Raw genomic sequence first — 22,158 nt, 5'->3', positions numbered from 1 at the left:
TCCACGAGGGCCTTGCCATCGACCCCGAAGTTATACTCGCCGGCTGCACAGAGCCCCCACGACACGAAGAAGCCCGATCTTTGAGGACAACATGAGCGATTCAGCGCACGGACATGCCGAAGACGAGGCCCACACCGGCCCGATCAAGAACCCGAAGCAATTGCTGGTGGCCGTATTGTTCTCGTTCGTGGTGCCGATTTTCATCATCATCGGCCTGGTGTATTTCGTCGTCTCGGACGCCAAGCCGTCGGGCGTGGCGGACAGCCAGTCCATGGGGTTGGGCGGCGTGACGGAGCAGTCCCTGGGCCAAAGCGTGGTCATGCGCCTGCAAAAGGTCGGGACGGTCGAAATCCGCGATGCCAACCGCGAACTGGCCACCGGCGAGCAGGTCTACAAGGTGCAGTGCGCCGCCTGCCATGCGGCGGGCGTGGCAGGTGCACCCAAGTCGGGCGACACGGCCGCCTGGGCGCCACGGATCGCCACTGGTTTCGAAGCCCTCTTGAATTCGGCGATCGCCGGCAAGGGCGCGATGGCGCCCCAGGGTGGCGGTGATTTCGAAGAAACCGAGATCGCCCGCGCCGTGGCGTATATGGCCAATGCCTCGGGTGGGAAGTTTCCTGAGCCGGCTGCACCTGCGGCTGCAGGGGCATCGGCCCCGGCGGAGGCCGCATCGGCGGCCCCGGTGGCCGCCGCGAAGTAAGACGATTCAGCTCGCGCGCGCGTCTTGCGGGCGCTGTGCGACGGCCGTCAGCGCTTGCGGGCTGCGCACGAATCCGTAGCGCTGGGGCAGCTCAGCCGCCACCACCGGCGTTGCAGCCCAGTCGCCCCGCTCGATCGCGGTGGCGACGAGCTCCACATCCATCGAATGCACCAGGCCGAGCCCCAGGTCGGTCTCTGCGTAAACCCAGCCCTGCTCGTCCACCAGGCATTGCGCAAAACGCGCCGCGTGGCCGCCCTGGCTGGCGATCGACAGATCCGGTGACAGCCGCCAGACCCAGGGCGCAGCCTCCAGCTCGACGTAGACGCGCTGAGGGCCGTTCTGAAAGAACCAGCAGCCCCGCGCATCGCACGCATAGTTGCGGTGGATGAACGCCAGCAGCTGCACGTGGCGCAGCACAGAGCCCTTGCTGGCCGGCGTGCCGGCGGCAAAAGGCCCGCAGGCCTGCACCTGGTCATCGCGCAGATACCAATCCCCACGCGCATCCAGGCCCAGCCAGCCATAGCAGTCGGGCACGTTGGGCCACTTTGCGATGGCCTGTTTGACGATGTCGTCCATGGCCCATTATGGGCATGGGGCGGGCACCACGTCGCTCAGCGGCTGGCGGCCAGCAACCAGTCGCCAACGGCCTGCGGCATGGCGATCACGTGGCCGGGCCAGCGCCCTTGCGGAAAGCCGACATGTCCGCCGTGTGTGGGCTGCCACAAGGTGACGCTGGCGCCGACGTCTGCGGGCCGGGGCAGGCTGGTCGCCGGAACGAAAGGGTCGTTGCGCGCGTTGACCACCAGCGTGGGCACCCGGATGCGCGCCAGGTGCGGCTTGGCGGACGCGCGGGACCAGTAGTCGTCCGTGTCCCGAAAGCCATGCAGGGGCGCCGTAAAGACGTTGTCGAATGCGTAGAGATCGCGCGCAGCCAACAACGCATCGCGGTCGAACAAGCCAGGGTGCTGGGCCAGTTTCAACAACGCCTTGGGCTTCATCGAGCGCAGGAACATGCCGGCATAGACCAGCCGGCTGAAGCCCTGCCCCAGGGCCATGCCGCCAGCCATCAGGTCGACCGGTGCGCTGACGGCCGCCACGGCACTGACTTCGCGCGTTGCGATGCTGCCCATCTCTTCGGCCCATCGGAGCAGAGCGTTACCGCCCAACGAGACGCCGATGGCGACGATCGGCCCGTCGTGGGACGCCCGCAGACGGCGCAGGATCCAGCCTACCTCCTCGAAATCCCCGGAGTGGTAAGCACGTGGGGCCAGGTTCAGCTCGCCGCTGCAACCACGGAAATGCGGCACCGTGTAGACCATGCCATGCCGACGCGCATACTCGCCGAAGGCTTGCGCATAGTGGCTGGACGACGAGCCTTCGAGCCCATGGAACAACACCATCAGCGTGCGCCGCGAAGGCGTGGCGGCAGGGTCGATGGACAGCGCTGCAGCGTCGGCGGTATCGACATCGATGAAGTCCATGTCGGGCGTGATCCAGCGTTCGCGCTTGAAGGCCAGCGGCGCTCCCCGTTGACGCCGCGCGCCCAATGAGGCCCAGATCGTCTGGAGATCACCGCCGGGCAACCACCAGGGCGCGGCGTAGTCCATCGTGTTGCCTGTGCTCAGTGCAGAGTCTGCGGGCCGGCAGGGTCCTGGCCTTCGCCGGCACCGGTGGTTTCAGGGCTGGCGTGGTGGGCCACCATGCGCCAACCCTGCGCCGTTTTCTGATAGACGTTGGTGGCGGTGACGTAGCCCACGCGCACACCGGCGTCGGTCACGATCTCGATGCGCTCGATCAAGCTGTGGACGGCACTGGTCAGTGACTCGACTTTGCGGACCCTGCGTGGCAGTGCGCGCACGACGCCGTTGGCGAACAACGCTTCATAGGCCGAGCGGATCATCGAAGCCCCCACCAGCCTGGGGCCGCCGGGATGCACACAGACAATGTCGTCTTCGTCAGCCCAGACGCGCATCATGCGGTCGATGTCGCCATGCTGCATCGCATCGTAGAACGCAGCCTCGGCGTCATCGGCAGTTCCGGCGAGCGCGGCGGCCTGCTGTTGGGCTTTGGTCATGCGGCCTGGGATTCGTGAAGAATGCGAGCGATTGTGCAACGAACTGCACAGCTTCCAGCGGTCAGCCCGCGTCCGGTATGCTTGCGCCGCCCCGCCGACGGCGGAGCGTTACCAGGAGAAGAACCCATGAAGCGCTGGATTGGCATTGCCGCCCTGCTGCTGAGCCTGACCGGCTGCGGCTACAACGATTTCCAACGCCTGGACGAGCAGTCCAAGGCCGCCTGGAGCGAAGTTCTGAACCAATACCAACGCCGAGCGGACCTGGTGCCCAACATCGTGGCCACGGTCAAGGGCGAGGCAGCGTTCGAGCAGGACACGCTGACCAAGGTCATCGAGGCGCGTGCCAAGGCCACCTCGATCCAGGTCACGCCGGAAACCCTGAACAACCCCGAGGCGATGCAGAAGTTCCAGGCCGCGCAGGGCGAGCTGGGCAGCGCCCTGTCGCGCCTGATGGTGGTCAGCGAGCGCTACCCGGATCTGAAGGCGAACCAGGGCTTTCGCGACCTGCGTGTGCAGCTGGAAGGCACGGAGAACCGCATCACCGTGGCCCGCAACCGCTTCATCCAGACGGTGCAGGAGTACAACGTACTGGCCCGCAGCTTCCCGACCAACCTGACGGCCATGGTGTTCGGCTACGACGCCAAGCCGGCCTTTGCAGTCCAGAACGAGGCGCAGATCTCCACGCCGCCGGTGGTCGACTTCAACAAGAAGTAGGGCCGCTTGAAGACGCTGCGCTCAACGTTCTGGCGGCTGCTGGCTGCAGCGCTGTTGTGCGCGTGGGGGCTGGCTGCTGCGCAACCGCTGCAGCCGGTGCCGCCGCTCAGCGGCCGTGTGGTCGACACCACCGGCACGCTCGACGCGTTGCAGCAGGGCGCACTGGATCAGAGCCTCGCGGCGCTGGAGAAAGACCGCGGCGCCCAGGTGGTGGTGCTGCTGGTGCCGACCACGGCACCCGAAGACATCGCCTCGTACGCCAACCGCGTGGCCAACGCATGGAAGATCGGCCGACGCGACATCGGCGACGGCGTGCTGCTGCTGGTGGCCAAGAACGACCGCAAGCTGCGCATCGAGGTGGCCAAGACGCTCGAGGGTGCGATCCCTGACCTGGCGGCCAAACGCATCATCGACGAGGCCATCACGCCGCGCCTGCGGCAGGGCGACTTCGCAGGGGGCCTGCAGGCCGGTGTGGCGCGGATCGATGCTCTGGTGCGCGGCGAAGCACTGCCCCCGCCTACCCGGCAGACCAGCCCGCCCGGTCTGCAAGGCGACTGGACAGGCCAGCTTCCCGTGCTGCTGGTCGCAGCGTTCGTGCTCGTGCCGTTCGCGGCAGGCGTGTTGCGGCGCATGCTGGGACGCAAGCTTGGCGCGCTCGCTACCGGGGCGGGGGTCGGCGGGATCGTCTGGCTGGTCCTGCAGCTGGGGGTGGTGTTGGCATTGGCTGGCGGCGTCATCGCATTCTTCATCGCGCTGCTGTCTGGCAATGTCGGCGGCGGCCTGCAACCACCTGCGCGCCGCGGCCGGGGCGGTGCCGCCCACGGCGGTTGGATCGCTGGCGGCGCTGCGGGCGCGGGCTGGGGCGGCGGGGGCGGGGGCGGGGGCGGTGGCGGCTTTGGTGGCGGGGGCGGCTTCGGTTCGGGTGGCGGCGGTGACTTCGGTGGCGGCGGCGCCTCCGGAGACTGGTGAGAGGCAACGGCATATGGCACGCTGGCTGCGTTTTCTGAAGCACCGCTGGACAGACGTCTCCACGGTACGGCGACTGATCGATGCTGAGGCACGGCACCGGTTGGAGCGGCGCATTGCGGCCAGCGAGGCGCGGCACGGCGGCGAGGTGCGCATCTGCATCGAGGCCGCGCTGCCCAACAGCTACCTGTGGCGTAACGCCAGTGCGCGCGAGCGTGCCGTGGCGATGTTCGGCAAGCTGCGCGTGTGGGACACGGAGCGCAACAACGGCGTCCTGATCTACCTGCTGCTGGCCGACCATGCCATCGAACTGGTGGCCGACCGCGGGCTGAACCACTGCGTGGACCCCGCGCACTGGCAGCGCGTCGTGGAACACCTGCGCGAAGCTCTGCGCGCCGGTCGCTACGAGGATGGACTGACCACAGCGCTCGAAGAAGTGTCAGCCGAGCTTGTGCGCCATTTCCCGCGGGAACCCGCGGATGGCGATGCGAACGAGTTGGAGAACGCACTCGTGATCCGTTGAACGCCGCTTAAAAAAGCAAAAAGCCACCGCGTGCGGTGGCTTTTGCTTGGGGCAAGAAGGCGTTACTTCTTTTGCCGGTACTTGCGCAGCGCAGCGATCTGCGCGGCCATCACAGCCAGCTCGGACTGCGCCTTGGCGATGTCCAGCTCGCCCTTGGCGTTGCGCAGTGCCTCTTCGGCAGCAGCCTTGGCTGCGTTGGCCTTCTCGTCGTCCAAGTCCTTGCCGCGGATCGCGGTGTCGGACAGGACGGTCACTGCGTTGGGCTGCACCTCGAGGATGCCGCCGGCGACGAAGATGAATTCTTCAGTGCCATCGGGCCGCTCGATGCGCACCGAGCCGGGCTTGATGCGCGTGATCAGCGGCGTGTGGCGCGGGTAGATGCCGAGCTCGCCGGCCTCGCCGGGCAGGGCCACGAACCGGGCCTCACCCGAGAAGATGGACTCCTCGGCGCTGACGACGTCAACTTGAAATGTCGTTGCCATGGGGTTCCTTGCGAAGCGCCCGGTCAGGCGATCTTCTTGGCCTTTTCAAAGGCTTCGTCGATGGTGCCGACCATGTAGAAGGCCTGCTCGGGCAGGTGATCGCACTCGCCAGCCACGATCATCTTGAAGCCGCGGATGGTCTCAGCCAGCGTCACGTACTTGCCGGGCGAGCCGGTGAACACTTCTGCCACGTGGAACGGCTGCGAAAGGAAACGCTGGATCTTGCGCGCGCGGGCCACAGCCAGCTTGTCTTCTGGTGCCAGCTCGTCCATGCCCAGAATCGCAATGATGTCGCGCAGTTCACGGTAGCGCTGCAGCGTGCCCTGCACGGCGCGGGCGGTCTCGTAGTGGTCCTGGCCGACGACCAGCGGGTCGAGCTGGCGGCTGGTCGAATCCAGCGGGTCCACGGCGGGGTAGATGCCCAGCGAGGCGATGTCACGCGACAGCACCACGGTGGAATCCAGGTGGGCGAAGGTCGTGGCGGGCGACGGGTCGGTCAAGTCATCCGCAGGCACGTACACGGCCTGGATCGACGTGATGGAGCCCACCTTGGTCGAAGTGATGCGCTCTTGCAAGCGGCCCATTTCCTCGGCCAGCGTCGGCTGGTAGCCCACGGCGGAAGGCATGCGGCCCAGCAGCGCGGACACTTCGGTACCGGCCAGCGTGTAGCGGTAAATGTTGTCGACGAAGAACAGCACGTCCTTGCCTTCGTCGCGGAACGACTCGGCAATCGTGAGGCCGGTCAGCGCCACGCGCAGACGGTTGCCCGGGGGCTCGTTCATCTGGCCGTAGACCATGGCCACCTTGGACTCGGGCAGGTTCTCCAGATTCACGACGCCAGAATCGGCCATCTCGTGATAGAAGTCGTTGCCTTCGCGGGTACGCTCGCCCACACCAGCGAACACCGACAGACCGCTGTGGGCCTTGGCAATGTTGTTGATGAGTTCCATCATGTTCACGGTCTTGCCCACGCCGGCACCACCGAACAGGCCCACCTTGCCGCCCTTGGCGAACGGGCACACCAGGTCGATCACCTTGATGCCGGTTTCCAGCAGCTCCTGCGAGGGCGACAGTTCGTCATACGCAGGCGCCTTGCGGTGGATCGAGGCGGTCAGGGTCTGGTCGACCGGACCACGTTCGTCGATGGGGCTGCCCAACACGTCCATGATGCGACCGAGCGTCGCCTGGCCCACCGGCACCATGATCGACGAGCCGGTGTTGAACACCATCAGCCCGCGACGCAGGCCGTCGGAAGAACCCAATGCGATGGTCCGCACCACGCCGTCGCCCAGCTGCTGCTGGACTTCCAGCGTCAACGCCGAGCCTTCCATCTTCAGCGCGTCGTAGATCTTGGGCATCTGGTTGCGCGGGAACTCAACGTCGACCACAGCGCCGATACATTGAACAATCTTGCCTTGTGCTTGAGCCATTTGTTGCTCCAAAAATTTCGAATCCGGGGCGGCGTCAGACCGCCGCTGCGCCCGCGACGATCTCGGACAATTCCTTCGTGATCGCCGCTTGACGCGACTTGTTGTAGACCAACTTCAGCTCGGCAATCACGTTGCCGGCGTTGTCGGTCGCGGACTTCATGGCCACCATGCGCGCGGACTGCTCCGACGCCATGTTCTCGGCCACAGCCTGGTAGGCCAGCGCCTCGACGTACCGCACCAGGAGCTCATCGATGACCGATTGGGCGTCCGGCTCGTAGATGTAGTCCCAGCTCAGCGCGCCCTTGACTTCAGCCTTGGCCTCGTCGCGCATCCTGGCGCTGGACAGCGGCAGCAGTGGCTCCACCACAGGTTCCTGCTTCATCGTGTTGATGAAGCGGGTGTAGCAGAGGTAGACCGCGCCAAGTTTGCCTTCGGCATACGCGTCGAGCAGCACCTTGACGGGGCCGATCAGCTTGTCGAGGTGCGGCGTATCGCCCAGGTGCGTCACGTGCGACACCACACGAGCATTCATGCGGTTCAGGAAGCCCAGGCCCTTGCTGCCGATGGCCACCGTCTGCGGGACGCCGCCTGTGCCCTGCACTTCACGCAGCTTGCCCACCAGCATCCGCAACAGGTTGGTGTTCAGCCCGCCGCACAAGCCCTTGTCGGTCGTCACCACGATGAAGCCAACGTCCTTGGCGTCGTTGGGCTTCATGAAGACGTGCGTGTACTCAGGATTCGCCTCACCCAGATGGGCCGCGATGTCGCGGATCTTGGTGGCATACGGGCGCGCTGCGCGCATCCGTTCCTGGGCCTTGCGCATCTTCGACACCGAGACCATTTCCATGGCCTTGGTGATCTTGCGGGTGTTCTCGACCGACTTGATCTTGCCGCGAATCTCTTTACCAGCAGCCATGCAAGACTCCTTTGCTTACGTGATCAGGCAAAGGACTTCTTGAACGCGCCGATGGCGGCCGAGAGTTCGGCTTCAGCGTCCTTGTCCAGGGCCTTGGTCGCTTCCAGCTTGGCCAGCAGCGCGGCGTTCTTGTCCTTCAGGTGGGCGTGCAGGCCGTGCTCGAACGGCAGCACCTTCTTGACTTCGATGTCGTCCATGAAACCCTTGTTCACGGCAAACAGCGTCGCGCCCATCAGGCTGATCGGCAGCGGTGCGTACTGGGCCTGCTTGAGCAGTTCCGTCACGCGGGCACCACGGTCCAGCTGCTTGCGGGTGGCTTCGTCCAGGTCGGAGGCGAACTGCGCGAACGCAGCCAACTCACGGTACTGCGCCAGGTCGGTACGGATACCGCCGGACTGGCCCTTGATGATCTTGGTCTGCGCAGACGAACCCACGCGCGACACCGAGATACCAGCGTTGATGGCGGGGCGGATGCCAGCGTTGAACAGACTGGTTTCCAGAAAGATCTGGCCGTCGGTGATCGAAATCACGTTGGTGGGCACGAAGGCCGACACGTCGCCAGCTTGCGTTTCGATGATTGGCAGTGCCGTCAGCGAACCAGTCTTGCCCTTGACTTCACCCTTGGTGAAGGCTTCGACATAGTCGACGTTCACGCGGGCAGCGCGCTCAAGCAGGCGGCTGTGGAGATAGAACACGTCGCCGGGATAGGCTTCACGGCCCGGCGGGCGGCGCAACAGCAGCGAGACTTGGCGGTAAGCCACGGCCTGCTTGGACAGATCGTCATAGACGATCAGCGCGTCCTGGCCGCGGTCGCGGAAATACTCGCCCATCGTGCAGCCGGAGTAGGCCGACACGTACTGCATGGCCGCGGATTCGGAGGCCGAAGCCGCCACGACGATGGTGTAGTCCATCGCACCGGCCTGCTCCAGCGCGCGCACCACGTTTTTGATGGAAGACGCCTTCTGGCCAATCGCCACGTAGACGCAGGTCATGTCCTGACCCTTCTGGTTGATGATCGCGTCGATCGCCACCGCGGTCTTGCCGGTCTGGCGGTCACCGATGATCAGCTCGCGCTGACCACGGCCGACGGGCACCATGGAGTCGATGGACTTCAGGCCGGTCTGCATCGGCTGGTCAACCGACTTGCGGGCGATCACGCCCGGTGCGACCTTTTCGATCACGTCCGTCATCTTGGCGTTGATGGGACCCTTGCCGTCGATCGGCTGGCCCAACGCGTTGACGACCCGGCCGATCAGTTCGGGGCCGACCGGCACTTCCAGAATGCGGCCCGTGCACTTGACGATGTCGCCTTCGGAGATGTGTTCGTACTCGCCCAAAATCACCGCGCCGACCGAGTCGCGCTCCAGATTCAAGGCCAGGCCGAAAGTCTGCGCGCCGCTGGCGGTCGCCGGAAACTCCAGCATTTCGCCCTGCATCACGTCGGACAGGCCGTGCACACGCACGATGCCGTCCGTGACCGAGACCACGGTGCCCTGGTTGCGGATGTCGGCAGTGGCGCCAAAGCCTTCGATGCGGCTCTTGATGAGTTCGGAAATTTCTGCGGGATTGAGCTGCATGACTCGTTCCTTCTTTCAATAAATGGAGACAACGTCACTCGCCGCTTCAGGCGGTGAGCGCAGCTTTCATCTGTTCGAGGCGGGCCTTGACCGAGGTGTCCAGCACCTCGTCGCCGACGACGGCGCGGATGCCGCCGATCAGGGATTCGTCGATTTCGACGCGGGTCGTCAGCTTGCGACCGAAGCGGCGCTCCAGCACTGCCGACACGTCCTGCAGCGCAGCACTGTCGATCGCAAAGGCACTGTAGACCACGGCATCGGACGCGCCACTGACGGCGTTCTTCAGCTTGCGGAACTGCTGGGCTGCTTCCGGCAGGGCCGCCAGACGGCCGTTGTCGATCAGCACGCGCAGGAAGTTTTTGCCCGTGTCGGGCAACGGCTCCTGAGCCAGACCGGCGATCAGGTCAAAGACCTGTTCGGGCGTGGCCTGCGGGTCAGCCGCAAAACTGAGCAACTGCGGATTGCCAACGAGCGCGGCCAAGGGTTCCAGCCAGCGGGCCGTGGCGTCCAGATCGGACGCACTGGCCTTGAACAAGGCCTCGGCATAAGGACGCGCAATGGTCGCGATTTCGGCCATATCGTCCTCAGAGCTCCGTCTTCAGACGCTGCAGCAGATCAGCATGCACACCGGCATTGACTTCCTTGCGCAGGATCTGCTCGGCACCCTTGACGGCCAATGCTGCGACCTGCTCACGCAGGGCCTCACGGGCACGCACGGATTGCTGCTCGGCCTCCACTTGCGCAGCGGCCACGATCTTGGCAGCCTCTTCGCTGGCACGGGCCTTGGCTTCTTCGATGATCTGCTGTGCACGACGCTCGGCATCGGCAAGACGACCGGCAGTCTCGGTACGAGACAAGGCCAGTTCCTGTTCGACACGCTGGTTGGCGGAGCTAAGGTCGGCCTTGGCCTTGTCAGCGGCCGCCAGGCCAGTGGCGATCTTTTGTGCACGCTCGTCCAACGCCTTCGCGATCGGTGGCCACACGAATTTCATCGTGAACAACACCAACAGCAGAAAGACGATCCCCTGGACGAACAGGGTCGCGTTGATACTCACGGCAACACCTTTCTCAAGCGGCGCAGAGCGCGATTACTTCGGCAGGTTGGCCAGGAAAGTCGCGGCAAACGGGTTGGCGAAGGCGAACAGCAGGGCAATGGCCACGCCGATCAGGAAGGCCGCGTCGATCAGACCGGCCAAGATGAACATCTTGGTTTGCAGGTCGTTCATCAGTTCGGGCTGGCGTGCCGAAGATTCGAGGAACTTGCCGCCCATGAGGGCAATGCCGATCGATGCGCCGATTGCGCCCAGACCCACGATCAGACCACTTGCCAGCGCGACGAGACCGAGAATGTTTTCCATGATGACTCCTTAGATTGAAAGATGAAGAGAAAAGAAAGAAACGAGAAGCAAGCAGGAACCGCTCTCAGTGGGCTTCATGTGCCTGGCCCAGATAGATGAGCGTCAGCATCATGAAAATGAATGCCTGGAGCGTGATCACCAAGATATGGAAGATCGCCCAGACGGTACCGGCAATGACGTGGCCCACTGGCAACAGCACTCCCGAGAACGAGGCCGCCATCGCGCCGCCCATCAGCGCGATCAGCATGAAAACGAGTTCGCCTGCGTACATGTTGCCGAACAACCGCATGCCATGCGACACGGTCTTGGCCACGTACTCGATGATCTGCATCAGCAGATTGATGACGCCCAGGATGATGGCGAACACAGGGTTCTTGCTGGTGCCGAACGGTGCGCTGACCAGTTCATGCGCCCAGCCGCCCACGCCCTTGATCTTCACGCTGTAAATCAGGCACAGCAGCAGCACGGTGGAGGACAGACCCAGCGTGGTCGAAAGATCGGCCGTCGGCACAACGCGCATGTAGGCATGGGCCGGGTCGTGGCCCAGTGCACCGTAGACCTGCGTCCAGATGGCGGGCAAAAGATCAACCGGCAGCATGTCCATCGCGTTCAGCAGGAAGATCCAGACGAACACGGTGAGCGCCAGCGGCGCGATGAACTCGCGGCTCTTGGCGTTGTGGATGTTGGACTTGGCCTGGTTGTCGACCATTTCGACCAGGATCTCGACCGCTGCCTGAAAGCGACCCGGCACGCCGGAGGTGGCCTTGCGGGCAGCAGCCCACAGTACCCAGCAACCGATGACGCCGACGATCAAGGCGTAAAGAACGGAATCCAGGTTGATGACGTTGAAGTCAACAATGGCGGTCTGAACGACGGGATTGAGACCCCAATCCACCTGCCAGTGCTGCAAGTGGTGGACGATGTACTCGCTTGCGGTCGGTGCGTGTCCTTCGGTGGCCATCTTTCAGTGTCTCTTCCCTAAGCGAAACATCAGTTCCGGTTCAACAATCGAGGCCGCGCCACAAGCGCGACCCAGTACATCTTCATGGCGGCGATCACGCCGGCCAGCATCGCCAACCAGTGCAGGTCACCGACCAGCACAGGCGCAGCAGCCAACATGGCCACGCTGAGCAACAGCTTGATCAACTCCCAGACCGCAAATCTCAACATCGCCGACTGCGCAGGCACCGCGCGACGGGTGCCACGCACGAACAGCGCAGCGGGCAGCGCCACCGACAAGGCCCCGTACAGGGCCGATACAGCAGCGGACCACTCACGCACCCACACCCACGCAACAACCGACACGAGCAATCCCATGACCAGTTGGGCAACGATCACCCACCAGGGTGACAGTGCAGGATGTGCTTCGCGCAAGCGCCGCGCCTCTTCGGCAGTCAGGGGCTTGAAATCTGCTTCTTCAGCATCAACCTCGGGACCAAGAGCGTTGGTAGTCATCTGTTATCTGCTCCGGCCAATCGATGCGCCGCGGTGCGCCGGTCGGGTACGTGGATCACGACCTGCCAGCGCTTCGCGAAGCCTCCCCCGAGATTTCTACAAAGCCCTTTATTATACGTAGAAACCCCTGACGCTCGACTATTTGACGGGACGCGTCGTTTTTGCGCAGGCCTTGCATGGTGTGCGCCACGGTTCGGCGCATCGTCGACTGCAGAGCCGTCCGCGCGTCGATGACCGAAGTCGATCCACACGGCGGCGCCAACTCAACGAAGGACATCCGGGATGAACACCCCTCGAGAAGAAGCCTCTGACGGCGCGCGCAAGGACTCGCTGATCGAGTACCCCTCGCTGTTTCCTATCAAGGTGATGGGCGTCAAGGCCGACGGCTTCGTGCACGCCGTCACGCAGATCGCGCGCGAGTTCGACCCCCTCTTCGACGCCAGCACGGTGGAACTGCGCGAGAGCAAGGGCGGCAACTATCTGGGCGTGACTGTGACCGTGACGGCCACGTCGCGCGAGCAGCTCGATGAGCTGTACCGGACGCTGAGCACCCACCCCTTGGTCAAGGTTGTGCTGTAGCGGATGGAGAGACTGACCAGCCCCGCCATGCGGGCCGAGTCGTGGGGCCGTGTGGAGTGCGCTCGCACCTACGAGGCCATGCAGCAATTCACCGCCACACGCACCGCTGCTACACCGGATGCCCTGTGGCTGTGCGAGCACCCGCCAGTATTCACACAGGGCCTGGCCGGCAAGGCAGAGCACATCCTGCGGCCAGGCGACATTCCGGTCCTGGCCACGAATCGTGGTGGACAGGCGACGTTCCATGGGCCCGGCCAGGTCGTTGCTTACCCCTTGGTGGACCTGCAGCGCGCGGGCTACTACGTCAAGGAATACGTCTATCGCATCGAACAGGCGGTGCTGCGCACGCTGGCACATTTCGGTGTGACCGGGCACCGCGTCGTTGGCGCACCTGGCATCTATGTGCGGCTCGATGACCCCTTCTCGCACGCGGTGCTGGCCAAGGCGCCGGAAGGTCAGGCGCCGAGCTTCGTCGGCCTTGGCAAGATTGCAGCATTGGGCATCAAGGTGAGTCGGCACTGCACGTACCACGGGGTGGCACTGAACGTGGCGATGGACCTGGAGCCCTTCTCGCGCATCAATCCGTGTGGATACGCCGGACTGCAAACCGTCGATCTTTCTACAATCGGCGTCCCCATCACCTGGAACGAAGCGGCGTCCGTGTTGAGCGACAAGCTCATTGCCCACCTCGCCCCCTGACACATGAGCACCCCCGAAGTCGTTCGCGAGGCGCAAGACGCCGCTACCTACAACCCGCTGGCCAAGCAGAAGGCCGGTGCGAAGCTGTCTCGCATCCCGGTCAAGGTCGAGCAGGCCGAGACCCTGAAGAAGCCGGATTGGATTCGGGTCAAGGCCGGCTCACCGACGACGCGCTTCTATGAAATCAAGCAGATCCTGCGGGAGAGCAATCTACACACGGTCTGCGAGGAAGCGTCCTGTCCCAACATCGGCGAGTGCTTCGGCAAGGGGACGGCCACGTTTATGATCATGGGCGACAAGTGCACGCGGCGCTGCCCGTTCTGCGACGTGGGCCATGGCCGCCCCGACCCGCTAGACGCCGACGAGCCACTGAACCTGGCCAGAACGATTGCGAAGCTGGGTCTGAAGTACGTCGTCATCACCAGCGTGGACCGTGACGATCTGCGTGACGGTGGCAGCGGCCACTTTGTCGAGTGCATCCGCCAGACGCGTGCGCTCTCGCCGTCCACGCAGATCGAAATCCTGGTGCCCGATTTCCGGGGACGCGACGACCGCGCGCTGGAGATCCTTAAAGCAGCGCCGCCCGACGTGATGAACCACAACCTGGAAACGGCCCCGCGCCTGTACAAACAGGCACGTCCAGGCAGCGACTACCAGTTCAGCCTGAACCTGCTGAAGAAGTTCAAGGCCTCGCACCCCAGCGTGCCGACCAAAAGCGGCATCATGGTCGGCCTGGGGGAGACGGACGAAGAGATCCTGCAGGTCATGCGCGACATGCGAGCGCACGACATCGACATGCTGACCATTGGCCAGTATCTGTCCCCCAGCAGCAGCCACCTGCCCGTGCGCCGCTACGTGCACCCGGAGACGTTCAAGATGTTCGAGCAGGAAGCCTACGCCATGGGCTTCAGCCACGCCGCCGTCGGTGCCATGGTGCGCTCCAGCTACCACGCCGACCAGCAGGCTGGTCACGTGCTGCTGCTCGCGCCAACCTGAGCAACTGGGGCTGCGCGTCAGTCCTTGGCGAGCAGCAGGGCAGGCTCCTCAGCCTCCAGCACCTCAGCGGCCCACACAGCAAGTTTGCTCGCGTCGGCACGCAGGATCTCCTGCTTGACTGCAAGGATCTGTGAGGGGTGCATCGAAAAGCTGCGCAAGCCAAGGCCCAGCAGGAGGCGCGTGTATTGCACGTCGCCGGCCATCTCGCCACAGACGCTCACGCCCTTGCCCTGCGCCCGGCATTCGGCAATGGTGTCCGCCAGCAGTCGCAACACCGCTGGGTGCAGAGGGTCGTACAGATGGGCGACCGATTCGTCCGCACGGTCGATGGCCAGGGTGTACTGGATCAGATCGTTGGTGCCGACAGACAGAAAATCGAAGTAGCGCAGGAACAGCGGCAGCGTCAGTGCCGCGGCGGGCACCTCGATCATCGCGCCCAGTTCCACCGGGCCGTAGGCCACACCCCGGTTGTCCAACTCGGCGCGTGCGAAGTCGATCAACGCCACGGTCTGGCGGATCTCGCTGCCATGCGCAAGCATCGGGATCAGCATCTGCACGGGGCCATGCACGGCCGCCCGCAAGATGGCGCGCAGCTGTGTCAGAAACATCGCCGGGTCGGCCAGGCTCCAGCGGATTGCGCGCAGACCCAGGGCTGGGTTCAGGTGCGATTCCTCTTTCAGCGCGCGGTCCATCAGCGGCTTGTCGGCGCCGATGTCGACCGTGCGGATCGTCACCGGGCGCCCCTCCATGCCCAGCACCGCGCGGCGATATGCCTCGTACTGCTCTTCTTCATCGGGCAGCGCGCCCTGTCGGCCCATGAATAGAAATTCGCTGCGGAACAGGCCCACGCCAGCCGCCCCCGCCTTCAGAGCCGCCTGGGCGTCATCGGGCATCTCGATGTTCGCCAGCAGCTCGATGCGCTCGCCGTCCAACGTCACGGCAGGCGTGTAGCGCAGGCGCGTGAGGCGCTCGCGCTCTAGCTCGCCCTGGCGCTGCTTGAAGCCGTACTCTGCCAATATGATGGCCGACGGATCGACGATCATCACGCCGGCATCGCCGTCGATGATCACCCAGTCGTCCTGGCGCACCAGCTGGCTGGCGCTGCGCGCACCGACCACGGCGGGAATGTCCAGGCTGCGTGCGACGATCGCCGTGTGCGAGGTCTTGCCGCCGACATCGGTCACAAAGCCGGCGAACACGCTTTGCTTGAACTGCAGCATGTCGGCTGGCGACAGGTCATGGGCGATCAACACCAGCGGCACATCGACCGTGTCGTCCAGCAGCAGATCCTGTTGCGTCTTGCGGCGCGGTGCGGACGGCGCCACCGGGGACGCAACGCCCTTCATGTAGCGCAGGATGCGCTCCACCACCTGCTCCAGGTCGGCCTTGCGCTCGCGCAGGTACTCGTCCTCCATCTCATCGAACTGGCGGGCGATGATTTCCAGCTGCGTTGTCAACGCCCATTCGGCGTTGTAGAGCCGATCGGTGATCCAGTGTTTGACGCCGCTGGTCAGCGCCTCGTCCTGCAGCAGCATCAGGTGCACGTCGAGCATGGCCGCCAGTTCGTGCGGCGCATCGTTCGGCCCCATTTGCGCAACGCTCACCTGCAGCCGGTGCAGTTCATCGACAACCGCATTGCGGCCTGCGCGCAAGCGATCAATTTCGGATTGGACGTGGTCCGCCTCGATGAAATAGTGCGCGACGTCGACCCGGCTGGAGGCCATCAGAATGGCGCGCCCAATCGCGACGCCGCGCGCCACGGGCAGGCCGTGCACCGAGAACGTCATGGTCGCAACGCCTCGGCGGCGGCTCGGCAAGCGGCGGCGCCTACGGTCATTCCGCCTCGCCGAACTTGTCTTCGATCAGCGCCAGCAAGGCGTCCATCGCCTCCTGTTCCCGCGCGCCTTCGGTATCCAGCTCCACGGTGGTGCCCTTGCCTGCGGCCAGCATCATGACCCCCATGATGCTCTTGGCATTGACCCGGCGCTCGCCGCGTGCGATCCAGACCTCGCAGGGGAAGCTGCCGGCCAATTTGGTCAGCTTGGCCGATGCCCTCGCGTGCAAGCCCAATTTATTGCTGATGATCGTGGTGGCTTTGATCATTACTTTTCCTCGCCTGATTCTGCGGTGCGGTGATGGCGACCTGCATGATGCCCCTGGCACCACCGTCCAATGCGCGAGACACCAGCGCGTCCAGCGGCTCATGTCGGTAGCTGACCGTGCGCAGCAGCATCGGCAGGTTGACGCCGGCGACCAGTTTGGAGCGGATCCCGTCCACGAGCTTCTGCGCCACGTTGCACGGCGTGGCGCCGAACACGTCGGTCAGCACCAAAACATGGGGCGTCGTCATCTGTGCCATCGCGATGCGCGCGGCTGAAAACGTTTCCTCGGGCGATACATGGGGCTGGACATCCAGCGATTTCAGACCCGTCTCGCAGTCCGGAAATACGTGCAGCGCACATTGCCGCAACGCATGCGCCAACGGCGCATGGGCGATGATTAGGATGCTGTTCATTTGCAGGACATTATCGGGTGACCCGTCGGCCAGCCCACACGCGCCTGAGGCACGTGGTCACCGCAAGGCCAGACTGGTGAAGAACGTTTGCGCAGCCAGGGGAACAGGCCTTGGCGCCAGCACCACTGCATGGAACACATGCACGCCCGCCGCATCGACCCGTGCGAACCAGCTTGCATCCAACGCCACCTCGCCGCCTTCGGCACTGCGGCCCAATGCCTGCATGCGTATCGATTGCGGTGCTTGCCAGGCACCTGCCAACGTGAACGGTTCCTCTCGCGGCAGTTCTGCCCGACTGTGGGCAAGCACGGCGACCCTCCAGCCGGCGAGCACTGCCTGCGCCTCGCCAGTGTCTGCCACCAGCACGTGCGATACGGCGAAAGTCGCGCCATCGGCCTGACAGCCCACCATGGAAAGTGAACGCGTCCGCCCTCCCATGCTGACATCGCGCGTCACGGCGTCCGGCTTGCAAGGCAGCAACATCGACAGCGCACCGCCATCCAGGCGAACGTCGCGCCAGTTCAATGCGGGACTGCAACCCAGCATCGCCACAGCCAGGCATGCGCACCACCACTTGCGTTTGTCGAACATCGCGGAATTATCGAATGGCGCTCTGCCCCCGCGCGGCCTGGCGCCCTCGAGCCAGCACGTCTGAACTTTTTGGGTATTCTCGGGTCGCTCATGCTCATCAACAGTTGACATGCATCGCCCCGCCACACTTGCCTCCCGCCCACCCTCATGAAAAAGTTCTACACCCTTGGTGGCGTTGCTGCACTGCTGACTGCCGGCGTGCTCGGCTACCAGGTGATGGCGTCTCCCACCAGCGCCCCGGCAGCCCACTACGTGCTGCTGGACGGCAGCAAGCGCACCACAGAAGACTTCAAAGGGCGGGTCACCTTGGTGAATTTCTGGGCGACGAGTTGCGTGACGTGCGTGGCGGAGATGCCACGCATCGTGGCGACGTATGACAAATTCAAATCGCGTGGCTATGACACGTTAGCCGTCGCCATGCAGTACGACCCGCCGAGCTACGTCGTGAACTTCGTCGAGACCCGCAAGTTGCCGTTTCGCGTTGCCATCGACAACACGGGTGCCGTGGCCAAGGCGTGGGGTGAGATTCAGTTGACGCCGACCACGTTCGTCGTCAACAAGCGTGGGGAGATCGTGAAGCGCTATGTGGGCGAGCCTGACTTTGCGGAACTGCACATCCTGATCGAAAAGCTGCTGCAGGAAGCCTGAGGCGCAGGCGCCTGCACGCTGCTGCCGGAACGCGTCATGGCCGGCGTTGCAACCAGCACTCGAAGCGCGCCTGTGATCTGCCGGCCCGCCTGTTCCATTGGGGCGCGCCCTCTGTGGTCGGCCTGTCACCGCCCCAGTAGGCGGCAGCGCCATGACTCCGCAACTCCGGTTGGGCCACGCCGTCATGGCCACGGCTCTTGCTCCGAATGTTGGGGGGCGTCGACGGCCGGCGGCCGCGTCACGGGGGTGCCGCAAGCTGCGGTTGCGCTGCTCAGAGCATGCGCCAATGCGCTCGTTACACTGCAGCACACCCAGACCCCCGCCGCCTGTCCAGAATTGACGACACCGATCATCCACATCATCCAGCCGTCCTCGGCCGGCGAGCTGGACGCCACGATCCAGATCTTCCAGGAATATGCCGACAGCCTGGGAGTGGACTTGGCGTTCCAGAACTTCACGGCCGAACTCGCCACCCTGCCCGGTGAATACGCTGCCCCACGTGGCACGCTGCTCCTGGCACTGGTCGACGACGCGGTGGCGGGGTGCTGTGCGCTACGTCCGCTGGACGAAGCTGACTATGCCAACGCCTGCGAGATGAAGCGACTTTACGTACGCAAGGCGTTTCGTGGATTCGGGCTGGGGCGGCAACTGGCGGAAACCGCCCTCGATGCGGCCCGCCGCGCGGGCTACACGCACGTGCTGTTGGACACCCTGGACGACATGGAGGCCGCGCGCGCGCTGTACGACGAGCTCGGTTTCGAAGAGGTTCCGCCCTACTACCACAACCCCATCGCGGGCGCACACTATCTCAAAGCCGCGCTGTAGCGCCCCATCAGGCCTTCGCTTGGGAGAGCAGCGTGGCAGCGTCGCTGACTTCGAACTTGCCAGGCGCCTCGACGTTCAAGGAGACCACCTTGCCGTCCTTGACCAGCATGGAATATCGATTGCTGCGCAGGCCCATGCCACGCGCCTCCAGGTCCAAAGTCAGGCCCGTGGCCTTGGCAAATGCGGCACTGCCATCGGCCAGCATCCGCACCTTGTCGCCCGATTTCTGGTCGCGCGCCCAGGCACCCATGACGAAGGCGTCGTTGACGCTCACACACCAAATTTCATCCACGCCCGCCGCCTTCAACGCGGCGTGCTGGTCGACGTAGCCGGGAACGTGCTTGGCCGAACAGGTCGGGGTGAAGGCCCCCGGAAGACCAAACACGGCAATGGTCTTGCCGGCTGCGGCCTTCGAGATGTCCACCGGGTTGGGGCCGATGCTGCAGCCTTCGCCCTCGACTTCCGAGTACTCCATCAGAGTGGCCGAGGGAAGGGTGTCGCCGACTTTGATCATGCTGATGCTCCTGTACGAAGATGAAACGATGAAACGATGCGGTCCGCGCAAAGCTGAAACGGAAAACGGCCCACATTGTGGGCCGTTTCAATTGGTGTCGCCAGCAACCACTGGCGATGACTCAGAGTGCGGGAGCCTTCTGCACAAGGCGCGTTGCAACCCAGTTCTTGGTCTTGGAGATAGGCCGGCTTTCCGTGATCTCGATTGTGTCGCCGAGCTTGAACTCGCCCTTTTCGTCATGGGCGTGGTACTTGCTCGAGCGGCCGATGATCTTGCCGTAGAGCTCGTGCTTGACACGGCGCTCGATCAGCACGGTCACAGTCTTGGCGCGCTTGTCGCTGACAACCTTGCCAACCAGGGTGCGCTTGAGGGAGGGTTTTGCTTCCGTCATGGTGCTTCCTTACTTGGCGGCCGATTCGGCCAGCTGCTTCTGCGCCAGGATGGTCTTGGCGCGCGCGATGTCGCGGCGCGTCGAACGCAACGTCGAAACATTGTTCAGCTGCTGCGTGCCCTTTTGCATGCGCAGGCCGAAATGGGCCTTTTGCAGCGCCTTGACTTCGGCTTGCAGGCCGGCAGCATCTTTGCCGCGCAGGTTGTTGCGGGATTCAGTAATTTTGGACATGGTCGTTTCCTGGATCACTGGCCGATCATGCGGCTGACGAACGTCGTGCGCAGCGGCAGCTTGGCAGCCGCCAGGCGAAACGCCTCGCGGGCCAGCTCTTCCGGCACACCGACGATCTCAAACACGATCTTGCCAGGCTGGATCTCGGCCACGTAGTACTCAGGGTTGCCCTTGCCGTTGCCCATACGCACTTCTGCGGGCTTTTGCGAGATGGGCTTGTCCGGGAACACGCGGATCCAGATGCGGCCGCCACGCTTGACGTGACGCGAAATCGCACGACGAGCGGACTCAATCTGACGCGCAGTCAGACGACCCCGATCCGTGCACTTCAGGCCGAAGTCACCGAATGCCACCGAGCTGCCCCGGGTGGCGATGCCGGTGTTACGGCCCTTTTGCTCTTTGCGGTACTTGCGACGAGCAGGTTGCAACATGTTTATTCTCCTTTACCGTCAGCAGCGGGTGCTGCAGGCGCGGCTACCTTGCGGACGCGCTGAACGGTAGATTTCGGCGCAGCTGCGCCTGATGCATCGGTAGGCTTGTCGGAACCATCAGCCGGGGCAGCTGCGCCACCCATGGGGCGGCGCGGGCCGCGCGCTGGCGGACGGTCATTGCCGCCGGGACGACCACCACGGTCGTCACGACGAGGACCACGCGGACGACGCTCTTCTTCGGGGCGGGCTTCCTGCATGACAGGTGCATCGCCACGACCCAGCGTGTCGCCCTTGTAGACCCAGACCTTGACACCGATGATGCCGTAGGTGGTCTTCGCTTCGGACGTGCCGTAGTCGATGTCGGCACGCAATGTATGAAGCGGCACGCGACCTTCGCGATACCACTCGCAACGTGCGATTTCGATGCCGTTCAAGCGGCCCGACGACATGATCTTGATGCCCTGTGCGCCCAGACGCATCGCGTTCTGCATCGCGCGCTTCATGGCGCGGCGGAACATGATGCGCTTTTCCAGCTGCTGGGTGATCGAGTCGGCAATCAGCTTGGCATCGATTTCAGGCTTGCGCACTTCTTCGATGTTGACGGCCACCGGCACTCCCAGCTGTTTCGCCAGTTCGCGCTTGAGGTTCTCGATGTCCTCGCCCTTCTTACCGATCACCACACCCGGACGCGCCGAGAAGATGGTGATGCGGGCGTTCTTGGCAGGACGCTCGATCAGCACGCGCGACACCGAAGCGTTCTTCAGCTTCTTCTTCAGGTACTCGCGCACCTTGATGTCTTCGGCCAGCATGCCGGCGAAGTCCTTGTTGCTGGCGTACCAGCGGCTGGACCAGTTACGGCTGACCGCGAGGCGGAAGCCGGTTGGATGGATTTTCTGTCCCATAGCTTTCCAGACCTTTAGTTGCCAACCGTCACGTACACATGGCACGTGGGCTTGCTGATGCGGTTGCCACGGCCTTTGGCGCGAGCGGCGAAACGCTTGAGCGTGGCGCCTTGCTCGACGTAGATGGTCTTGACCTTCAACTCGTCGATGTCGGCACCGTCGTTGTGCTCGGCGTTCGCGATCGCGGACTCCAGCACCTTCTTGATGATGACGGCGGCCTTCTTCTGCGTGAACTGCAGCGTGTTCAGCGCTTGGTCCACCTTCTTGCCGCGGATCAGGTCAGCGACCAGGCGGCCCTTGTCGACCGACAGACGAACGCCCCGGAGGACTGCACGTGTTTCCATGGTCTTTCCTTACTTCTTCTGGACTTTTTTGTCCGCAGGATGGCCCTTGAAAGTCCGGGTCAGCGCGAACTCGCCCAGCTTGTGGCCCACCATTTGGTCGGTGATATAGACCGGCACGTGTTGCTTGCCGTTGTGCACCGCGATCGTCAGGCCGATGAACTCGGGCAGGATCATGGAGCGACGCGACCAGGTCTTGATCGGCTTCTTGTCCTTGGTGGTCACGGCCTTGTCGGCCTTGGCAACCAAGTGATGGTCCACGAAGGGACCCTTCTTGAGAGAGCGGGTCATGTGCTATCC

The 22,158-nt window shown here is 64.0% G+C and carries 32 protein-coding genes; 9 read left to right on the top strand and 23 right to left on the bottom strand.

Going from position 1 to position 22,158, the window contains the following annotated elements; all coding sequences use genetic code 11:
• Nucleotides 1-91 precede the first annotated feature (91 nt).
• Entirely contained in the window at nt 92-700 is a 609-nt protein-coding gene (locus tag AC099J_RS02640; RefSeq protein ID WP_479613637.1) for a c-type cytochrome, read from the top strand.
• A 6-nt stretch (nt 701-706) separates the two neighbouring features.
• Here AC099J_RS02640 and AC099J_RS02635 read toward each other — a convergent pair whose 3' ends face one another.
• Genes AC099J_RS02635 through AC099J_RS02625 form a run of 3 tightly spaced genes read right to left on the bottom strand, consistent with a single transcriptional unit; the run spans nt 707 to nt 2,774 of the window.
• On the bottom strand, nt 707-1,276 hold the full coding sequence (locus AC099J_RS02635; protein ID WP_479613636.1) for a DUF2946 family protein: 570 nt from the start codon (nt 1,274-1,276) through the stop codon (nt 707-709).
• A gap of 35 nt (nt 1,277-1,311) precedes the next feature.
• On the bottom strand, nt 1,312-2,307 hold the full coding sequence (locus AC099J_RS02630; RefSeq protein ID WP_479613635.1) for a YheT family hydrolase: 996 nt from the start codon (nt 2,305-2,307) through the stop codon (nt 1,312-1,314).
• A 14-nt stretch (nt 2,308-2,321) separates the two neighbouring features.
• The gene (locus AC099J_RS02625) at nt 2,322-2,774 is read right to left on the bottom strand and encodes a YybH family protein (protein WP_479613634.1); all 453 of its coding nucleotides are present in this window, start codon (nt 2,772-2,774) and stop codon (nt 2,322-2,324) included.
• A 126-nt stretch (nt 2,775-2,900) separates the two neighbouring features.
• Between AC099J_RS02625 and AC099J_RS02620 the strand changes: the two genes are divergently transcribed.
• From AC099J_RS02620 to AC099J_RS02610, 3 genes are read left to right on the top strand one after another with little or no spacing between them, the layout of a single operon-like run.
• The gene (locus AC099J_RS02620) at nt 2,901-3,488 is read left to right on the top strand and encodes a LemA family protein (RefSeq protein ID WP_479613633.1); all 588 of its coding nucleotides are present in this window, start codon (nt 2,901-2,903) and stop codon (nt 3,486-3,488) included.
• 6 nt (nt 3,489-3,494) lie between these two features.
• Complete coding sequence (locus AC099J_RS02615) at nt 3,495-4,457, top strand: TPM domain-containing protein (protein WP_479613632.1); 963 nt, start codon at nt 3,495-3,497, stop codon at nt 4,455-4,457.
• Nucleotides 4,458-4,470: 13 nt separating this feature from the next.
• Complete coding sequence (locus tag AC099J_RS02610) at nt 4,471-4,977, top strand: TPM domain-containing protein (protein WP_479613631.1); 507 nt, start codon at nt 4,471-4,473, stop codon at nt 4,975-4,977.
• A gap of 62 nt (nt 4,978-5,039) precedes the next feature.
• Here the strand turns inward: AC099J_RS02610 and AC099J_RS02605 are convergent, their stop codons facing one another.
• The 9 genes from AC099J_RS02605 to AC099J_RS02565 all read right to left on the bottom strand — a co-directional run bounded on the left by AC099J_RS02605 (nt 5,040) and on the right by AC099J_RS02565 (nt 12,195).
• Complete coding sequence (locus AC099J_RS02605; protein ID WP_479613630.1) at nt 5,040-5,459, bottom strand: F0F1 ATP synthase subunit epsilon; 420 nt, start codon at nt 5,457-5,459, stop codon at nt 5,040-5,042.
• A gap of 23 nt (nt 5,460-5,482) precedes the next feature.
• On the bottom strand, nt 5,483-6,889 hold the full coding sequence (gene atpD, locus AC099J_RS02600; protein ID WP_479613629.1) for a F0F1 ATP synthase subunit beta: 1,407 nt from the start codon (nt 6,887-6,889) through the stop codon (nt 5,483-5,485).
• 34 nt (nt 6,890-6,923) lie between these two features.
• Complete coding sequence (gene atpG, locus AC099J_RS02595) at nt 6,924-7,805, bottom strand: F0F1 ATP synthase subunit gamma (RefSeq protein ID WP_479613628.1); 882 nt, start codon at nt 7,803-7,805, stop codon at nt 6,924-6,926.
• A gap of 23 nt (nt 7,806-7,828) precedes the next feature.
• Nucleotides 7,829-9,382, bottom strand: coding sequence for a F0F1 ATP synthase subunit alpha (atpA, locus tag AC099J_RS02590; RefSeq protein WP_479613627.1), 1,554 nt, complete (start codon nt 9,380-9,382; stop codon nt 7,829-7,831).
• Nucleotides 9,383-9,428: 46 nt separating this feature from the next.
• Nucleotides 9,429-9,959 (bottom strand): F0F1 ATP synthase subunit delta, encoded by a 531-nt coding sequence (locus AC099J_RS02585; protein ID WP_479613626.1) that lies wholly within the window; start codon nt 9,957-9,959, stop codon nt 9,429-9,431.
• A 7-nt stretch (nt 9,960-9,966) separates the two neighbouring features.
• On the bottom strand, nt 9,967-10,437 hold the full coding sequence (locus AC099J_RS02580) for a F0F1 ATP synthase subunit B (RefSeq protein ID WP_479613625.1): 471 nt from the start codon (nt 10,435-10,437) through the stop codon (nt 9,967-9,969).
• 33 nt (nt 10,438-10,470) lie between these two features.
• Nucleotides 10,471-10,740 carry a F0F1 ATP synthase subunit C gene (gene atpE / locus AC099J_RS02575; protein WP_056178876.1) on the bottom strand — a complete coding sequence of 90 codons (270 nt, stop codon included), beginning with the start codon at nt 10,738-10,740 and terminating at the stop codon, nt 10,471-10,473.
• A gap of 64 nt (nt 10,741-10,804) precedes the next feature.
• Nucleotides 10,805-11,701, bottom strand: coding sequence for a F0F1 ATP synthase subunit A (gene atpB, locus AC099J_RS02570; protein WP_479613624.1), 897 nt, complete (start codon nt 11,699-11,701; stop codon nt 10,805-10,807).
• Nucleotides 11,702-11,730: 29 nt separating this feature from the next.
• Nucleotides 11,731-12,195 (bottom strand): ATP synthase subunit I, encoded by a 465-nt coding sequence (locus tag AC099J_RS02565; RefSeq protein WP_479613623.1) that lies wholly within the window; start codon nt 12,193-12,195, stop codon nt 11,731-11,733.
• Nucleotides 12,196-12,477: 282 nt separating this feature from the next.
• On the opposite strand from AC099J_RS02565, the gene AC099J_RS02560 reads away from it, so the two are divergent.
• The 3 genes from AC099J_RS02560 to lipA are packed head-to-tail and all read left to right on the top strand — an operon-like array spanning nt 12,478 to nt 14,469.
• A complete protein-coding gene (locus AC099J_RS02560; RefSeq protein WP_479613622.1) occupies nt 12,478-12,774 on the top strand; it encodes a YbeD family protein in 297 nt (98 codons plus the stop codon).
• A 27-nt stretch (nt 12,775-12,801) separates the two neighbouring features.
• Nucleotides 12,802-13,473: a lipoyl(octanoyl) transferase LipB gene (gene lipB, locus AC099J_RS02555; RefSeq protein ID WP_479613621.1), complete on the top strand. Its 672-nt coding sequence runs from the start codon at nt 12,802-12,804 to the stop codon at nt 13,471-13,473.
• A gap of 3 nt (nt 13,474-13,476) precedes the next feature.
• Nucleotides 13,477-14,469, top strand: a complete 993-nt coding sequence (lipA, locus tag AC099J_RS02550; RefSeq protein ID WP_479613620.1) for a lipoyl synthase — start codon at nt 13,477-13,479, stop codon at nt 14,467-14,469.
• A gap of 17 nt (nt 14,470-14,486) precedes the next feature.
• Here lipA and ptsP read toward each other — a convergent pair whose 3' ends face one another.
• Genes ptsP through AC099J_RS02530 form a run of 4 tightly spaced genes read right to left on the bottom strand, consistent with a single transcriptional unit; the run spans nt 14,487 to nt 17,575 of the window.
• A complete protein-coding gene (ptsP, locus tag AC099J_RS02545) occupies nt 14,487-16,256 on the bottom strand; it encodes a phosphoenolpyruvate--protein phosphotransferase (protein WP_479613619.1) in 1,770 nt (589 codons plus the stop codon).
• A 46-nt stretch (nt 16,257-16,302) separates the two neighbouring features.
• Nucleotides 16,303-16,572, bottom strand: coding sequence for an HPr family phosphocarrier protein (locus AC099J_RS02540; protein ID WP_479613618.1), 270 nt, complete (start codon nt 16,570-16,572; stop codon nt 16,303-16,305).
• The gene (locus tag AC099J_RS02535; RefSeq protein ID WP_479613617.1) at nt 16,541-16,984 is read right to left on the bottom strand and encodes a PTS sugar transporter subunit IIA; all 444 of its coding nucleotides are present in this window, start codon (nt 16,982-16,984) and stop codon (nt 16,541-16,543) included. The genes AC099J_RS02540 and AC099J_RS02535 overlap by 32 nt, the downstream gene beginning before the upstream one ends.
• A gap of 57 nt (nt 16,985-17,041) precedes the next feature.
• On the bottom strand, nt 17,042-17,575 hold the full coding sequence (locus tag AC099J_RS02530) for a hypothetical protein (protein WP_479613616.1): 534 nt from the start codon (nt 17,573-17,575) through the stop codon (nt 17,042-17,044).
• A gap of 147 nt (nt 17,576-17,722) precedes the next feature.
• Between AC099J_RS02530 and AC099J_RS02525 the strand changes: the two genes are divergently transcribed.
• Together AC099J_RS02525 and AC099J_RS02520 are read left to right on the top strand one after the other, a co-directional pair.
• Nucleotides 17,723-18,223 (top strand): TlpA disulfide reductase family protein, encoded by a 501-nt coding sequence (locus tag AC099J_RS02525; RefSeq protein WP_479613615.1) that lies wholly within the window; start codon nt 17,723-17,725, stop codon nt 18,221-18,223.
• Nucleotides 18,224-18,571: 348 nt separating this feature from the next.
• Nucleotides 18,572-19,048 carry a GNAT family N-acetyltransferase gene (locus AC099J_RS02520; protein ID WP_479613824.1) on the top strand — a complete coding sequence of 159 codons (477 nt, stop codon included), beginning with the start codon at nt 18,572-18,574 and terminating at the stop codon, nt 19,046-19,048.
• Between the two features lie 7 nt (nt 19,049-19,055).
• Here AC099J_RS02520 and AC099J_RS02515 read toward each other — a convergent pair whose 3' ends face one another.
• The 7 genes from AC099J_RS02515 to rpsS form a co-directional block, all read right to left on the bottom strand.
• Complete coding sequence (locus tag AC099J_RS02515; protein ID WP_479613614.1) at nt 19,056-19,562, bottom strand: redoxin family protein; 507 nt, start codon at nt 19,560-19,562, stop codon at nt 19,056-19,058.
• A gap of 121 nt (nt 19,563-19,683) precedes the next feature.
• Complete coding sequence (rpsQ, locus tag AC099J_RS02510) at nt 19,684-19,953, bottom strand: 30S ribosomal protein S17 (RefSeq protein WP_479613613.1); 270 nt, start codon at nt 19,951-19,953, stop codon at nt 19,684-19,686.
• 9 nt (nt 19,954-19,962) lie between these two features.
• Entirely contained in the window at nt 19,963-20,184 is a 222-nt protein-coding gene (gene rpmC, locus AC099J_RS02505) for a 50S ribosomal protein L29 (protein WP_479613612.1), read from the bottom strand.
• Between the two features lie 14 nt (nt 20,185-20,198).
• Nucleotides 20,199-20,615, bottom strand: a complete 417-nt coding sequence (gene rplP, locus AC099J_RS02500; protein WP_056178832.1) for a 50S ribosomal protein L16 — start codon at nt 20,613-20,615, stop codon at nt 20,199-20,201.
• Nucleotides 20,616-20,617: 2 nt separating this feature from the next.
• Complete coding sequence (gene rpsC / locus AC099J_RS02495; protein WP_479613611.1) at nt 20,618-21,517, bottom strand: 30S ribosomal protein S3; 900 nt, start codon at nt 21,515-21,517, stop codon at nt 20,618-20,620.
• A 14-nt stretch (nt 21,518-21,531) separates the two neighbouring features.
• On the bottom strand, nt 21,532-21,861 hold the full coding sequence (rplV, locus tag AC099J_RS02490) for a 50S ribosomal protein L22 (RefSeq protein WP_056178823.1): 330 nt from the start codon (nt 21,859-21,861) through the stop codon (nt 21,532-21,534).
• Nucleotides 21,862-21,870: 9 nt separating this feature from the next.
• Nucleotides 21,871-22,149 carry a 30S ribosomal protein S19 gene (rpsS, locus tag AC099J_RS02485; RefSeq protein ID WP_013899633.1) on the bottom strand — a complete coding sequence of 93 codons (279 nt, stop codon included), beginning with the start codon at nt 22,147-22,149 and terminating at the stop codon, nt 21,871-21,873.
• Nucleotides 22,150-22,158: the final 9 nt, after the last annotated feature.

It is taken from the genome of Rhodoferax sp. RT4P68, from assembly GCF_056521305.1.
This window is presented reverse-complemented; position numbering and strand designations above follow the sequence as displayed.

Bases quoted from the DNA above. Each gene is read 5' to 3' on its own strand.
- AC099J_RS02640 (WP_479613637.1), top strand. From the start codon at position 92: ATGAGCGATTCAGCGCACGGACATGCCGAAGACGAGGCCCACACCGGC.
- AC099J_RS02635 (WP_479613636.1), bottom strand. From the start codon at position 1,276: ATGGACGACATCGTCAAACAGGCCATCGCAAAGTGGCCCAACGTGCCC.
- AC099J_RS02630 (WP_479613635.1), bottom strand. From the start codon at position 2,307: ATGGACTACGCCGCGCCCTGGTGGTTGCCCGGCGGTGATCTCCAGACG.
- AC099J_RS02625 (WP_479613634.1), bottom strand. From the start codon at position 2,774: ATGACCAAAGCCCAACAGCAGGCCGCCGCGCTCGCCGGAACTGCCGAT.
- AC099J_RS02620 (WP_479613633.1), top strand. From the start codon at position 2,901: ATGAAGCGCTGGATTGGCATTGCCGCCCTGCTGCTGAGCCTGACCGGC.
- AC099J_RS02610 (WP_479613631.1), top strand. From the start codon at position 4,471: ATGGCACGCTGGCTGCGTTTTCTGAAGCACCGCTGGACAGACGTCTCC.
- AC099J_RS02605 (WP_479613630.1), bottom strand. From the start codon at position 5,459: ATGGCAACGACATTTCAAGTTGACGTCGTCAGCGCCGAGGAGTCCATC.
- atpD (WP_479613629.1), bottom strand. From the start codon at position 6,889: ATGGCTCAAGCACAAGGCAAGATTGTTCAATGTATCGGCGCTGTGGTC.
- atpG (WP_479613628.1), bottom strand. From the start codon at position 7,805: ATGGCTGCTGGTAAAGAGATTCGCGGCAAGATCAAGTCGGTCGAGAAC.
- atpA (WP_479613627.1), bottom strand. From the start codon at position 9,382: ATGCAGCTCAATCCCGCAGAAATTTCCGAACTCATCAAGAGCCGCATC.
- AC099J_RS02585 (WP_479613626.1), bottom strand. From the start codon at position 9,959: ATGGCCGAAATCGCGACCATTGCGCGTCCTTATGCCGAGGCCTTGTTC.
- atpE (WP_056178876.1), bottom strand. From the start codon at position 10,740: ATGGAAAACATTCTCGGTCTCGTCGCGCTGGCAAGTGGTCTGATCGTG.
- atpB (WP_479613624.1), bottom strand. From the start codon at position 11,701: ATGGCCACCGAAGGACACGCACCGACCGCAAGCGAGTACATCGTCCAC.
- AC099J_RS02565 (WP_479613623.1), bottom strand. From the start codon at position 12,195: ATGACTACCAACGCTCTTGGTCCCGAGGTTGATGCTGAAGAAGCAGAT.
- AC099J_RS02560 (WP_479613622.1), top strand. From the start codon at position 12,478: ATGAACACCCCTCGAGAAGAAGCCTCTGACGGCGCGCGCAAGGACTCG.
- lipB (WP_479613621.1), top strand. From the start codon at position 12,802: ATGCGGGCCGAGTCGTGGGGCCGTGTGGAGTGCGCTCGCACCTACGAG.
- lipA (WP_479613620.1), top strand. From the start codon at position 13,477: ATGAGCACCCCCGAAGTCGTTCGCGAGGCGCAAGACGCCGCTACCTAC.
- ptsP (WP_479613619.1), bottom strand. From the start codon at position 16,256: ATGACGTTCTCGGTGCACGGCCTGCCCGTGGCGCGCGGCGTCGCGATT.
- AC099J_RS02540 (WP_479613618.1), bottom strand. From the start codon at position 16,572: ATGATCAAAGCCACCACGATCATCAGCAATAAATTGGGCTTGCACGCG.
- AC099J_RS02535 (WP_479613617.1), bottom strand. From the start codon at position 16,984: ATGAACAGCATCCTAATCATCGCCCATGCGCCGTTGGCGCATGCGTTG.
- AC099J_RS02530 (WP_479613616.1), bottom strand. From the start codon at position 17,575: ATGTTCGACAAACGCAAGTGGTGGTGCGCATGCCTGGCTGTGGCGATG.
- AC099J_RS02525 (WP_479613615.1), top strand. From the start codon at position 17,723: ATGAAAAAGTTCTACACCCTTGGTGGCGTTGCTGCACTGCTGACTGCC.
- AC099J_RS02515 (WP_479613614.1), bottom strand. From the start codon at position 19,562: ATGATCAAAGTCGGCGACACCCTTCCCTCGGCCACTCTGATGGAGTAC.
- rpsQ (WP_479613613.1), bottom strand. From the start codon at position 19,953: ATGACGGAAGCAAAACCCTCCCTCAAGCGCACCCTGGTTGGCAAGGTT.
- rpmC (WP_479613612.1), bottom strand. From the start codon at position 20,184: ATGTCCAAAATTACTGAATCCCGCAACAACCTGCGCGGCAAAGATGCT.
- rplP (WP_056178832.1), bottom strand. From the start codon at position 20,615: ATGTTGCAACCTGCTCGTCGCAAGTACCGCAAAGAGCAAAAGGGCCGT.
- rpsC (WP_479613611.1), bottom strand. From the start codon at position 21,517: ATGGGACAGAAAATCCATCCAACCGGCTTCCGCCTCGCGGTCAGCCGT.
- rplV (WP_056178823.1), bottom strand. From the start codon at position 21,861: ATGGAAACACGTGCAGTCCTCCGGGGCGTTCGTCTGTCGGTCGACAAG.
- rpsS (WP_013899633.1), bottom strand. From the start codon at position 22,149: ATGACCCGCTCTCTCAAGAAGGGTCCCTTCGTGGACCATCACTTGGTT.